At 54.8% G+C, this 12,127-nt stretch carries 21 protein-coding genes; 11 read left to right on the top strand and 10 right to left on the bottom strand.

Features of this window, described 5'->3' with window-relative positions; genetic code table 11:
* Positions 1–107: 107 nt before the first annotated feature.
* From D3H35_RS27585 to D3H35_RS30465, 10 genes are all read right to left on the bottom strand, one after another.
* Positions 108–710, bottom strand: a complete 603-nt coding sequence (locus D3H35_RS27585; RefSeq protein WP_119152328.1) for a caspase family protein — start codon at positions 708–710, stop codon at positions 108–110.
* 178 nt (positions 711–888) lie between these two features.
* Complete coding sequence (locus D3H35_RS27580) at positions 889–1,266, bottom strand: hypothetical protein (protein ID WP_119152327.1); 378 nt, start codon at positions 1,264–1,266, stop codon at positions 889–891.
* A complete protein-coding gene (locus tag D3H35_RS27575) occupies positions 1,263–1,784 on the bottom strand; it encodes a hypothetical protein (RefSeq protein WP_119152326.1) in 522 nt (173 codons plus the stop codon). The genes D3H35_RS27580 and D3H35_RS27575 overlap by 4 nt, the downstream gene beginning before the upstream one ends.
* Before the next feature lie 92 nt (positions 1,785–1,876).
* Entirely contained in the window at positions 1,877–2,206 is a 330-nt protein-coding gene (locus D3H35_RS27570; protein WP_119152325.1) for a hypothetical protein, read from the bottom strand.
* Positions 2,207–2,488: 282 nt separating this feature from the next.
* Positions 2,489–2,863, bottom strand: coding sequence for a hypothetical protein (locus tag D3H35_RS27565; RefSeq protein ID WP_119152324.1), 375 nt, complete (start codon positions 2,861–2,863; stop codon positions 2,489–2,491).
* Positions 2,864–3,279: 416 nt separating this feature from the next.
* Complete coding sequence (locus D3H35_RS27560; RefSeq protein WP_147355965.1) at positions 3,280–3,864, bottom strand: hypothetical protein; 585 nt, start codon at positions 3,862–3,864, stop codon at positions 3,280–3,282.
* On the bottom strand, positions 3,807–4,223 hold the full coding sequence (locus tag D3H35_RS27555) for a hypothetical protein (RefSeq protein WP_119152322.1): 417 nt from the start codon (positions 4,221–4,223) through the stop codon (positions 3,807–3,809). Before D3H35_RS27555 ends, D3H35_RS27560 begins: the two co-directional genes overlap by 58 nt.
* Before the next feature lie 131 nt (positions 4,224–4,354).
* Positions 4,355–4,738 (bottom strand): hypothetical protein, encoded by a 384-nt coding sequence (locus D3H35_RS27550; protein ID WP_119152321.1) that lies wholly within the window; start codon positions 4,736–4,738, stop codon positions 4,355–4,357.
* Between the two features lie 43 nt (positions 4,739–4,781).
* Positions 4,782–5,240, bottom strand: a complete 459-nt coding sequence (locus tag D3H35_RS27545; protein ID WP_119152320.1) for a hypothetical protein — start codon at positions 5,238–5,240, stop codon at positions 4,782–4,784.
* A 262-nt stretch (positions 5,241–5,502) separates the two neighbouring features.
* On the bottom strand, positions 5,503–5,703 hold the full coding sequence (locus D3H35_RS30465) for a hypothetical protein (protein WP_147355964.1): 201 nt from the start codon (positions 5,701–5,703) through the stop codon (positions 5,503–5,505).
* Here D3H35_RS30465 and D3H35_RS27530 point away from each other — a divergent pair.
* From D3H35_RS27530 to D3H35_RS27480, 11 genes are all read left to right on the top strand, one after another.
* Positions 5,689–5,874: a hypothetical protein gene (locus tag D3H35_RS27530; RefSeq protein ID WP_119152317.1), complete on the top strand. Its 186-nt coding sequence runs from the start codon at positions 5,689–5,691 to the stop codon at positions 5,872–5,874. The two genes, D3H35_RS30465 and D3H35_RS27530, sit on opposite strands and share 15 nt — an antisense overlap.
* Positions 5,875–6,258: 384 nt before the next feature.
* On the top strand, positions 6,259–6,870 hold the full coding sequence (locus D3H35_RS30460; protein WP_147355963.1) for a hypothetical protein: 612 nt from the start codon (positions 6,259–6,261) through the stop codon (positions 6,868–6,870).
* A 256-nt stretch (positions 6,871–7,126) separates the two neighbouring features.
* The gene (locus D3H35_RS27520; RefSeq protein WP_119152315.1) at positions 7,127–8,077 is read left to right on the top strand and encodes a hypothetical protein; all 951 of its coding nucleotides are present in this window, start codon (positions 7,127–7,129) and stop codon (positions 8,075–8,077) included.
* Positions 8,074–8,550 carry a hypothetical protein gene (locus D3H35_RS27515; RefSeq protein ID WP_119152314.1) on the top strand — a complete coding sequence of 159 codons (477 nt, stop codon included), beginning with the start codon at positions 8,074–8,076 and terminating at the stop codon, positions 8,548–8,550. The genes D3H35_RS27520 and D3H35_RS27515 overlap by 4 nt, the downstream gene beginning before the upstream one ends.
* Entirely contained in the window at positions 8,526–9,083 is a 558-nt protein-coding gene (locus D3H35_RS27510; RefSeq protein ID WP_119152313.1) for a hypothetical protein, read from the top strand. The genes D3H35_RS27515 and D3H35_RS27510 overlap by 25 nt, the downstream gene beginning before the upstream one ends.
* A 787-nt stretch (positions 9,084–9,870) precedes the next feature.
* Complete coding sequence (locus D3H35_RS27500) at positions 9,871–10,251, top strand: hypothetical protein (protein WP_147355962.1); 381 nt, start codon at positions 9,871–9,873, stop codon at positions 10,249–10,251.
* Between the two features lie 90 nt (positions 10,252–10,341).
* Complete coding sequence (locus D3H35_RS27495; protein ID WP_119152310.1) at positions 10,342–10,632, top strand: hypothetical protein; 291 nt, start codon at positions 10,342–10,344, stop codon at positions 10,630–10,632.
* Complete coding sequence (locus D3H35_RS27490; RefSeq protein WP_119152309.1) at positions 10,575–10,958, top strand: hypothetical protein; 384 nt, start codon at positions 10,575–10,577, stop codon at positions 10,956–10,958. The genes D3H35_RS27495 and D3H35_RS27490 overlap by 58 nt, the downstream gene beginning before the upstream one ends.
* A 22-nt stretch (positions 10,959–10,980) precedes the next feature.
* Complete coding sequence (locus D3H35_RS30455; protein WP_147355961.1) at positions 10,981–11,232, top strand: hypothetical protein; 252 nt, start codon at positions 10,981–10,983, stop codon at positions 11,230–11,232.
* Positions 11,229–11,402 carry a hypothetical protein gene (locus D3H35_RS31015; protein ID WP_158594307.1) on the top strand — a complete coding sequence of 58 codons (174 nt, stop codon included), beginning with the start codon at positions 11,229–11,231 and terminating at the stop codon, positions 11,400–11,402. The genes D3H35_RS30455 and D3H35_RS31015 overlap by 4 nt, the downstream gene beginning before the upstream one ends.
* A 101-nt stretch (positions 11,403–11,503) precedes the next feature.
* Positions 11,504–12,127: caspase family protein (locus D3H35_RS27480; protein ID WP_199728628.1), on the top strand; the 624-nt coding region annotated here is incomplete at its 3' end.

Raw genomic sequence — 12,127 nt, 5'->3', positions numbered from 1 at the left:
TGATTGGCTGTGGCCGACGGAACTTTCGGCTCGCCTGCGCTTTCGTCCCATCGGCATGCGACAACAAAGTCGATTCCCAGCGGAATTGAACAGCTTGATTCGGGTCTTCATCCATGCAACAAGAGCGCATCTCCTTGTCGCACATTGTTTACATTTGAGCTGTAAGCCTGTACGTTCGGAACGGTCACGCGAAGGAATGACTTTCTGCAGCGAAGCGATAAGGCGGTTGACGAAATCGCTCGCATAACGAACGGATTTAATAGCATCCGATGCTCGGATTCCTCGTGCATTCCGCCGGATTGACAGCTGTCGAGAATGACCGTGAAGTTGACCTTGGAAGGCTCAAGCGACTCGGCTGCCAATGCCAAATCCCAATCGCTGATATAGGAGCCGGAATAAGGAATGATCGTTTGATAGTACGTATCCGCAGTAATTGAGTGCAAGCCTCCATGCCCGGAAAAATACAAACACGCAACGTCTCCCGGCTCCGAAATCGACAGCATATACCTGATCGCTTGGCGGATATTCGACGATGTCGCTTTGCTGTCAAGATACACCCAGATTTGGCTCGGATCGAACAGAAAAGCGTCGACCAACAGGTGATAGACGGCTTGCGCATCGGGAACGCAGCATTTCAGATTCGAGAAAGCCGGCCTTGCACCGAGTAATCGTTGACGCCGACGACGACGGCTCGCTTGGTCAATTAGCATTCCTCCTTGTTAGACATCTTCTCTCACCGGAATGAGAGTCTCGGCCGTTTCGACGAACGCCCGCGCCTCATCGATCGATCCGTTCCAATAAAAGTTAGCCGGTATCGGAACGCTTTAAACGCCGGATTTACGATAGCAAGAGTCAAAGGAACAGAGTCGGTCATCTCTTTTTTGATTTTCAACTGCTCTTCGCGTTCGTAGCGATTGTCCGGATCGGAATACGCCACGTCGATGAAGACGGCTTCGACTTTCTCGGTATCAAACAACGGCAAAAATTGAATGCGAATAGATGCCGGAACGGATCGTCGACGGGAAGGAGCGAAGCTTCGCTTGAGAACGTTTCCGTTTCTCTGTTCGTCCCGTCTTTCAGACGATGGACGAGACGGTAGGTGTACGTTCGCTTCGTCTTGTCGTCGAGACGAATATTCCATGACAGTGTACCGGCCTGCTCGGTTAGAATAAGTACCTTGCTCAGAAGCTCTCCGCCAGGCTGCCGGTATTCGAGACGAACTTCTATCGAGTCGACGACGCCCCAATCCACATTCGAAGCTTTCACTTGCAGCTCAAGAAACCCGATGTCCTCGAAAGGATTGAGCAGCAGCGTCCGATCTTCCTTTCGCCGGGCGGCTGCTCGTAGCTTGTCTTGCTTCCTTCCCACCCCGATAAAGGATCAAAATGGTATTGGACGGAATACTCGTAATCGGTGTCCAGCCGTTCGTTCATGAAGACTTCAAAGCGGCGGGCTTCGGCGCGATCCTTGTCGAATACGAAATCCGCATGCTTCAGCGTGGCCGGATCGGCCGGATTTCCGTAATCGAGCGACAGGTGCGCCGAATGCAAGCCGATCCGCCCGAAGTCAATGGGCGCCTCCGCCGAGACGGTAAAGACGCGGAAGAACGGATCGTCGAGATCGACTTCGACGAAATGCTTGCCTTTTTCGAGATCGGCTACGAGCAGCCCGATAAAGCTTTGCGGAGCGTAAGTCCGCTGCGTTGCCTCGGAACGGTCATAAACGAGTTTAATATGCTTGCGCTCCTCCTGATGAACAATTCGAAGCTTGAAAGATACGAGCACCGGACTGCCCGCTCCCCCGGGAGCGGAGGCTACCCCTGCGGGCAGATTGACTGCCCGCGAAGGAGGAATATTGACACCGACAGCGACGGCAGCTATCGTTTATCGGAAGCGATGGGGAAGCCGGTTCCTTCGGTCGGACTTGTCGAAGCGGCGGGCGGCGATTCCGGAGTCGGCGGATTGTGGCCGCCCGCTGCATCGCCGTTGCCGGTTCCTTCGGTCGGGCTTTTCGATTCCGGCTTAGCCGTTGTCGAGCCTGTGAATTCGGCGCGCGGGGCTGGTGTCGCCCGGCCGCAGCTCGTTGCCGCGCTTGAATACGCTGTCGAGAGATTCGGGCTGAACGAAGCCGCCGTGACTTGTCCCGGCGTAAGCGTAGGCTCGAACCATTGCCGGAGAAGGTTTCCTTGAAGAAGTCGAGCGCCCATTTCTCCTTCTCCTTCTCGTCCTGCTCTCCGGTGAAATCGACCACTTTGATTTTAATAGCCCCGTCCTGCACCAGCTTTTCGAACGCGGCGTCGATGCCGGCGCGGACGAAATAGACTTGCGCCTCGACGCCCCCGCTAATCTGCGTGTATACGCGCTCCAAATCGGCCGTAATCTCGACGTTCAGAGCCGGACGCATCCCGGTGAACTTAAGATCGTAAATGACGCCTACCGGTTCGGTCCCTTGCTCGAACGCTTTTTCCAGCAAAGTGGCCCCTTCCTGGCTAAGGGTGAGGCTGAATACCGCGGTGTTGTCTCCTTGCAGCGATGGATGGACGAGCCGAGAATTTTCTCGACCGCGTTGAACGACCCCGACCGGCCGGCTGCGCCAATGCTCCCCCCGCCCCTTGCAAATTAAGAGCGATGCATTGGACGGTACCTTCGTCGAAAGGAACGACGGCTAGATTGGGCTTATCCTTCGCGATCGAACGCAGCTTGGACAATATTCGACGCTCCAGCGCCGGATCGAGCCGCAGGTTCACTTCAAACATGAGGAACCCGCCGCCCTTCGCCCCGCCGGTTACGGCTGCCGGTTTGTACTTAATGAAAGTGAATGCGGCCCGACCGTCGCGGCGGGCAAGCTGAACCGGTCCGGGCAAGTACCAGAACTGGTCGGGGTCGGCGTGATCGGGAAAATCGTTATTCCCTCAATCGTAATCGTTCGGCTGCCTAATAGGAGCATGCTGCCGTTCCTCCTTCCCTATCTTAGGTTTCGCTAGTTCAACGGAACGACGACATCCGGCTCATCGCTCGTTTTCCAGTCGATCATATTGCTCAAGCCGTTCGTAAAGCGGCGAACGATCTGGATTTGGTAACCGGCAGGACCTTCGGCGGTATAGTCGTACTCGAAGCTCGCGCGTCGGCGGCGGATTTGAATGCGAACTCGTCGGCGAAGCTCAAGCCGCGTTCCGGGTCATCGTATCGGAGTTTTACGATAATCTCGCGAAGTTTGAGCTCCGCGAAATCGCCGTCCCCGGCCGGATAGCGACGACTTTATGCCCGTTCATATCCTCCCTTACGGTAAGACGTCTCTCGAGGGTATACGACTGCGGAACCTCGGACAGCGTTCCGTCTTTGCGAATAATCGTCGCTTTGAATCCGACCTGCCTCCGGTTTGCGTCCTGGAGTGCAACGACAAAGCGCCCGGTCGCGACAGACTTATCGTTGAATTCGAAAGACTGCTCTTCGAGCACGCCATTATTCGGGTCCTCGTACGAGACGTCCACGAAAGCCCGTCCACCTTCGTCCAGTCGAACAGCGGAACGATTTCCAGCGTGCGCTTCGTCGGAAAAGGATCGCGGATCGTCAGCCGTTCCTCATCCGTCTCCATCCAGGGCAGCTCAACGTCCCGAAAATCAACCGCGCGATAAATGATTTTGTAGCGGAAACGGGTTTTACCGGAGTCCATGACGAACATTTTCCAGCTCGCTTCGGTGACGGTTTCCTTGCTCAGCACAAAGCTGTCCGCTTGGCTGATCCGATGCTCGGGATCCTCGTATTGCGTCCGAACCTCGACATGCGAATAACGCTCCCATGGAAAATTCAACGCCTGAATCGGGACCGGGACGATGGAATACAGCTCTCTTGGAAGGATTTCCACAACGTCGCCTCGTTCGATAATGTCGGGAGATTGCAGCGAAAGCGGCGCTCGGTCCCGTCGACATGGCGAAAGAGAACCTTGTAGCGATACACCGCTTGACGCCGCACCTCACCGTTGTCAAGAATGCTGTTCCACTCAAGGTTAAAGGTGGAAGCCGACGAATCCAGTAAGACGGATTTCACCTGATTCCCGTATTCCAACGTAACGTGGATCGAAGCGATGTCATCCTCCTGGTAATCGGCTCGGGAAATGACCTGGATTTTCCGGAGCTCGAACCAAGGATCGATCAGATCGACCGACAGGACGAAGCGGCTCAGATCGATGCCCGGCTCCCGCAGCGATTTGAACAGGCCGCTCAAGTGGCCTTGCGGATAGATGGATTTCTTGACCGCGGTCCGTTCGCTGAAGTTGACGTTCAGTCTTTTGCGATCGATACGCGTGTAATCGATTTGACGATAAGAAAAGCTGACTAACGAGCCCCATCCGCCCGTTACGGCAAGCGCGGAAGAGGTTTGGCGAGATGTTCGATCTTGTCCCAGGTATCCTCTTTTTCCGGCTCGATCGGATTTAAGCTCGGCGTGAAGAAAGCGTCGGTAATCATGCTCCGCACTTCGTCAACCGCTTGCTCATGCCGGGCCGTCAGCCCTTCGTCCTCGCCTTCGACGACGAACAAATCGTCTTCGATAACGATGACCCGGTTGTCTATCAATTTATCGACGGCTTCCGTAATTTGGGATTGATAAAAAATGGAATCGGAGCCGAAAGTCTCGTCAAGATGGTTCTGCACTCGTTCCCAGTCGATGCTCAGCCGAACGGAATAAGCCGGGCGAAGCGCCAAATAATCAAGCGAATAAATAATTCCGATCGGCGACATCTCCCCTTGCAGCGCCTCTCTCAGAGCAATGACGCCTTCTTGGTCAACTGCACCGAGAATGCCGACTGATTGTCTCCATACAAGGCAGGCTTCGCGTTATGGCTGAAGCTAAGAGCGAAAGATATCTTCGGTCCTGCAGGCGATGGCGCATCGCCGTTTGCTTGTCGAACAGCATTAGCTTTACCGTTCCGTCGATTAACGGAACCGGAGCAAGCCGCGGCGACTCGCGCAGATGCTCCGAGCGCTTGATCTCATCCCGGATCTCCTCCAGCACGTCGGGATCGACTCCCAGGTTGACATCGAAATTGAGGAAGCCGCCGCTGTCTGGCCCGCTCCGAAATTGGATGACCTGAAGCTGGGGAACGGAAACGCCCGTTTGTTCGTCCGTAACCTCGGTCAGTCTAGGCGGTGCTGGCAGGTAGTACCATTGCAAGGGATCCTCGTGATCGCGAAAGACCGACACCCGGTTGATCATATAATAAGGCGGAGCCAGGTACAGCATTTTATCGCCTCCTAGGCCGGCGTTTCCGGCAATACGATCGTTTTTCCGACGTGTTGCCAGGCTCGATATTTTTCACCGATCCGTCGACCATGAAGTAAGACGCTCTCCATTCGTAAACTTGCTTGATTTGTCTTTGTAGGTAAACTCCCACTTCGCTTCCTGGGCGCCCTTCTTGAACAAGAAGTCTTTGTCTCGTCGATGCCGTTCGCTTCGTCCGCATAATGGAGCGTCACCTTAACGAGCTTCACCAGATCGAAGTTGATCAAATCGGGCACGAGCTGGATACTCTGGTGAGAGCGACGTCTCCGAGCATGATCGTATTCCGGTCGCTGACGGTCGTGGGAACTTCCTCGAACGTGCCGTCCTTGAAGCGGATGTTCGCGGAGTACGTCACCTGTCCTCCCGTCTCGGTAATGACCGGGAACGTCCAGTCGAAGAAGTTGACCGCTTGACTGAGCGCCACGGACTGAGACTGGCCGTAGTTGTTCTCTTCGTCCCGGTACACCAGATCGACGAAGATCGAATCGATTCGGGCTGCGAAGTCGCCGAAGCCCGAACGCTGACCGTCCGGCTAGCACTGAACGGATCGTTGATGAACAGCTTGTCCGCCACGCCCTTTGCCAATCGCTTTTGAACTCTTTTCCGTTTTCCTTCATGAAATAGTTGACTCGATAACGATACGGATTTTTGCGAGGCTTAAAAATTACACGGAAAAACGGTGCTCGCTGTGATCTTTTGCCAGCTTGAATACATTCTTCGATTAAAATCGACACCGTTATCTCTGTCCTCTACTGGAGAGTTACCTGAGCTTCGGAACTTGGTTGAAATTCAAGTCGCCAGGGGCTACATCCAGTACGAGGACAGAGATAACGTGTCGATTTAATCGAAGATGTATTCAAGCTGGACAAAGATCACAGCGAGCACCGTTTTTCCCGTGTAATTTTTAAGCCTCGCAAAAATCCGTATCGTATCGAGTCAACTATTTCATGAAGGAAAACGGAAAAGAGTTCAAAAGCGATTGGCAAAGCGGCGGGCGGACAAGCTGTTCATCAACGATCCGTTCAGTGCTAGCCGGACGGTCAGCGTTCGGCTTCGGCGACTTCGCAGCCCGAATCGATTCGATCTTCGTCGATCTGGTGTACCGGACGAAGAGAACAACTACGCCAGTCTCAGTCCGTGGCGCTCAGTCAAGCGGTCAACTTCTTCGACTGGACGTTCCCGGTCATTACCGAGACGGGGAGGACAGGTGACGTACTCCGCGAACATCCGCTTCAAGGACGGCACGTTCGAGGAAGTTCCCACGACCGTCAGCGACCGGAATACGATCATGCTCGGAGACGTCGCTCTCACCCAGAGTATCCAGCTCGTGCCCGATTTGATCAACTTCGATCTGGTGAAGCTCGTTAAGGTGACGCTCCATTATGCGGACGAAGCGAACGGCATCGACGAGACCAAAGACTTCTTGTTCAAGAAGCGGCCCAGAAGCGAAGTGGGAGTTTACCTACAAAGACAAATCCAAGCAAGTTTACGAATGGAGAGCGTCTTACTTCATGGTCGACGATCGGTGAAAAATATCGAGCCTGGCAACACGTCGGAAAAAACGATCGTATTGCCGGAAACGCCGGCCTAGGAGGCGATAAAATGCTGTACCTGGCTCCGCCTTATTATATGATCAACCGGGTGTCGTCTTTCGCGATCACGAGGATCCCTTGCAATGGTACTACCTGCCAGCACCGCCTAGACTGACCGAGGTTACGGACGAACAAACGGGCGTTTCCTTCCCCAGCTTCAGGTCATCCAATTTCGGAGCGGGCCAGACAGCGGCGGCTTCCTCAATTTCGATGTCAACCTGGGAGTCGATCCCGACGTGCTGGAGGAGATCCGGGATGAGATCAAGCGCTCGGAGCATCTGCGCGAGTCGCCGCGGCTTGCTCCGTTCCGTTAATCGACGGAACGGTAAAGCTAATGCTGTTCGACAAGCAAACCGCGATGCGCCATCGCCTGCAGGACCGAAGATATCTTTCGCTCTTAGCTTCAGCCATAACGCGAAGCCTGCCTTGTATGGAGACAATCAGTCGGCATTCTCGGTGCAGTTGACCAAAGAAGGCGTCATTGCTCTGAGAGAGGCGCTGCAAGGGGAGATGTCGCCGATCGGAATTATTTATTCGCTTGATTATTTGGCGCTTCGCCCGGCTTATTCCGTTCGGCTGAGCATCGACTGGGAACGAGTGCAGAACCATCTTGACGAGACTTTCGGCTCCGATTCCATTTTTTATCAATCCCAAATTACGGAAGCCGTCGATAAATTGATAGACAACCGGGTCATCGTTATCGAAGACGATTTGTTCGTCGTCGAAGGCGAGGACGAAGGGCTGACGGCCCGGCATGAGCAAGCGGTTGACGAAGTGCGGAGCATGATTACCGACGCTTTCTTCACGCCGAGCTTAAATCCGATCGAGCCGGAAAAAGAGGATACCTGGGACAAGATCGAACATCTCGCCAAAACCTCTTCCGCGCTTGCCGTAACGGGCGGATGGGGCTCGTTAGTCAGCTTTTCTTATCGTCAAATCGATTACACGCGTATCGATCGCAAAAGACTGAACGTCAACTTCAGCGAACGGACCGCGGTCAAGAAATCCATCTATCCGCAAGGCCACTTGAGCGGCCTGTTCAAATCGCTGCGGGAGCCGGGCATCGATCTGAGCCGCTTCGTCCTGTCGGTCGATCTGATCGATCCTTGGTTCGAGCTCCGGAAAATCCAGGTCATTTCCCGAGCCGATTACCAGGAGGATGACATCGCTTCGATCCACGTTACGTTGGAATACGGAATCAGGTGAAATCCGTCTTACTGGATTCGTCGGCTTCCACCTTTAACCTTGAGTGGAACAGCATTCTTGACAACGGTGAGGTGCGGCGTCAAGCGGTGTATCGCTACAAGGTTCTCTTTCGCCATGTCGACGGGACCGAGCGCCCGCTTTCGCTGCAATCTCCCGACATTATCGAACGAGGCGACGTTGTGGAAATCCTTCCAAGAGAGCTGTATTCCATCGTCCCGGTCCCGATTCAGGCGTTGAATTTTCCATGGGAGCGTTATTCGCATGTCGAGGTTCGGACGCAATACGAGGATCCCGAGCATCGGATCAGCCAAGCGGACAGCTTTGTGCTGAGCAAGGAAACCGTCACCGAAGCGAGCTGGAAAATGTTCGTCATGGACTCCGGTAAAACCCGTTTCCGCTACAAAATCATTTATCGCGCGGTTGATTTTCGGACGTTGAGCTGCCCTGGATGGAGACGGATGAGGAACGGCTGACGATCCGCGATCCTTTTCCGACGAAGCGCACGCTGGAAATCGTTCCGCTGTTCGACTGGACGAAGGTGGACCGGGCTTTCGTGGACGTCTCGTACGAGGACCCGAATAATGGCGTGCTCGAAGAGCAGTCTTTCGAATTCAACGATAAGTCTGTCGCGACCGGGCGCTTTGTCGTTGCACTCCAGGACGCAAACCGGAGGCAGGTCGGATTCAAAGCGACGATTATTCGCAAAGACGGAACGCTGTCCGAGGTTCCGCAGTCGTATACCCTCGAGAGACGTCTTACCGTAAGGGAGGATATGAACGGGCATAAAGTCGTCGCTATCCGGCCCGGGGACGGCGATTTCGCGGAGCTCAAACTTCGCGAGATTATCGTAAAACTCCGATACGATGACCCGGAACGCGGCTTGAGCTTCGCCGACGAGTTCGCATTCAAATCCGCCGCCGACCGCGCGAGCTTCGAGTACGACTATACCGCCGAAGGTCCTGCCGGTTACCAAATCCAGATCGTTCGCCGCTTACGAACGGCTTGAGCAATATGATCGACTGGAAAACGAGCGATGAGCCGGATGTCGTCGTTCCGTTGAACTAGCGAAACCTAAGATAGGGAAGGAGGAACGGCAGCATGCTCCTATTAGGCAGCCGAACGATTACGATTGAGGAATAACGATTTTCCCCGATCACGCCGACCCCGACCAGTTCTGGTACTTGCCCGGACCGGTTCAGCTTGCCCGCCGCGACGGTCGGGCCGCATTCACTTTCATTAAGTACAAACCGGCAGCCGTAACCGGCGGGGCGAAGGGCGGCGGGTTCCTCATGTTTGAAGTGAACCTGCGGCTCGATCCGGCGCTGGAGCGTCGAATATTGTCCAAGCTGCGTTCGATCGCGAAGGATAAGCCCAATCTAGCCGTCGTTCCTTTCGACGAAGGTACCGTCCAATGCATCGCTCTTAATTTGCAAGGGGCGGGGGAGCATTGGCGCAGCCGGCCGGTCCGGGGTCGTTCAACGCGGTCGAGAAAATTCTCGGCTCGTCCATCCCATCGCTGCAAGGAGACAACACCGCGGTATTCAGCCTCACCCTTAGCCAGGAAGGGCCACTTTGCTGGAAAAAGCGTTCGAGCAAGGGACCGAACCGGTAGGCGTCATTTACGATCTTAAGTTCACCGGGATGCGTCCGGCTCTGAACGTCGAGATTACGGCCGATTTGGAGCGCGTATACACGCAGATTAGCGGGGCGTCGAGGCGCAAGTCTATTTCGTCCGCGCCGGCATCGACGCCGCGTTCGAAAAGCTGGTGCAGGACGGGGCTATTAAAATCAAAGTGGTCGATTTCACCGGAGAGCAGGACGAGAAGGAGAAGGAGAAATGGGCGCTCGACTTCTTCAAGGAAAACCTTCTCCGGCAATGGTTCGAGCCTACGCTTACGCCGGGACAAGTCACGGGCGGCTTCGTTCAGCCCGAATCTCTCGACAGCGTATTCAAGCGCGGCAACGAGCTGCGGCCGGCCGCGACACCAGCCCCGCCGCGCCCCGAATTCACAGGCTCGACAACGGCTAAGCCGGAATCGAAAAGCCCGACCGAAGGAACCGGCAACGGCGATGCAGCGGCGGCCACAATCCGCCGACTCCGGAATCGCCGCCCGCCGCTTCGACAAGTCCGACCGAAGGAACCGGCTTCCCCATCGCTTCCGATAAACCGATAGCTGCCGTCGCTGTCGGTGTCAATATTCCTCCTTCGCGGGCAGTCAATCTGCCCGCAGGGTAGCCTCCGCTCCCGGGGAGCGGGCAGTCCGGTGCTCGTATCTTTCAAGCTTCGAATTGTTCATCAGGAGGAGCGCAAGCATATTAAACTCGTTTATGACCGTTCCGAGGCAACGCAGCGGACTTACGCTCCGCAAAGCTTTATCGGGCTGCTCGTAGCCGATCTCGAAAAAGGCAAGCATTTCGTCGAAGTCGATCTCGACGATCCGTTCTTCCGCGTCTTTACCGTCTCGGCGGAGCGCCCATTGACTTCGGGCGGATCGGCTTGCATTCGGCGCACCTGTCGCTCGATTACGGAAATCCGGCCGATCCGGCCACGCTGAAGCATGCGGATTTCGTATTCGACAAGGATCGCGCCGAAGCCCGCCGCTTTGAAGTCTTCATGAACGAACGGCTGGACACCGATACGAGTATTCCGTCCAATACCATTTTGATCCTTTATCGGGGTGGAAGGAAGCAAGACAAGCTACGAGCAGCCGCCCCGGCGAAAGGAAGATCGGACGCTGCTGCTCAATCCTTTCGAGGACATCGGTTTCTTGAGCTGCAAGTGAAAGCTTCGAATGTGGATTGGGGCGTCGTCGACTCGATAGAAGTTCGTCTCGAATACCGGCAGCCTGGCGGAGAGCTTCTGAGCAAGTACTTATTCTAACCGAGCAGGCCGGTACACTGTCATGAATATTCGTCTCGACGACAAGACGAAGCGAACGTACACCTACCGTCTCGTCCATCGTCTGAAAGACGGGACGAACAGAGAAACGGAAACGTTCTCAAGCGAAGCTTCGCTCCTTCCCGTCGACGATCCGTTCCCGGCATCTATTCGCATTCAATTTTGCCGTTGTTTGATACCGAGAAAGTCGAAGCCGTCTTCATCGACGTGGCGTATTCCGATCCGGACAATCGCTACGAACGCGAAGAGCAGTTGAAAATCAAAAAAGAGATGACCGACTCTGTTCCTTTGACTCTTGCTATCGTAAATCCGGCGTTAAAAGCGTTCCGATACCGGCTAACTTTTATTGGAACGGATCGATCGATGAGGCGCGGGGCGTTCGTCGAAACGGCCGAGACTCTCATTCCGGTGAGAGAAGATGTCTAACAAGGAGGAATGCTAATTGACCAAGCGAGCCGTCGTCGTCGGCGTCAACGATTACTCGGTGCAAGGCCCGGCTTTCTCGAATCTGAAATGCTGCGTTCCCGATGCGCAAGCCGTCTATCACCTGTGTCGACGCTTTTCTGTTCGATCCGAGCCAAATCTGGGTGTATCTTGACAGCAAAGCGACATCGTCGAATATCCGCCAAGCGATCAGGTATATGCTGTCGATTTCGGAGCCGGGAGACGTTGCGTGTTTGTATTTTTCCGGGCATGGAGGCTTGCACTCAATTACTGCGGATACGTACTATCAAACGATCATTCCTTATTCCGGCTCCTATATCAGCGATTGGGATTTGGCATTGGCAGCCGAGTCGCTTGAGCCTTCCAAGGTCAACTTCACGGTCATTCTCGACAGCTGTCAATCCGGCGGAATGCACGAGGAATCCGAGCATCCGGATGCTATTAAATCCGTTCGTTATGCGAGCGATTTCGTCAACCGCCTTATCGCTTCGCTGCAGAAAGTCATTCCCTTCGGCGTGACCGTTCCGAACGTACAGGCTTACAGCTCCAATGTAAACAATGTGCGACAAGGAGATGCCGCTCTTGTATGCATGGATGAAGACCCGAATCAGCTGTTCATTCCGCTGGCGAAATCGACTTTGTTGTCCGCATGCCGATGGGACGAAAGCGCAGGCGAGCCGAAATTCCGTCGGCCACAGCCAATCACG

The sequence above is a fragment of the Cohnella faecalis genome (genome assembly GCF_003570905.1).
GTDB classification, from domain to species: domain Bacteria; phylum Bacillota; class Bacilli; order Paenibacillales; family Paenibacillaceae; genus Cohnella; species Cohnella faecalis.
This window is presented reverse-complemented; position numbering and strand designations above follow the sequence as displayed.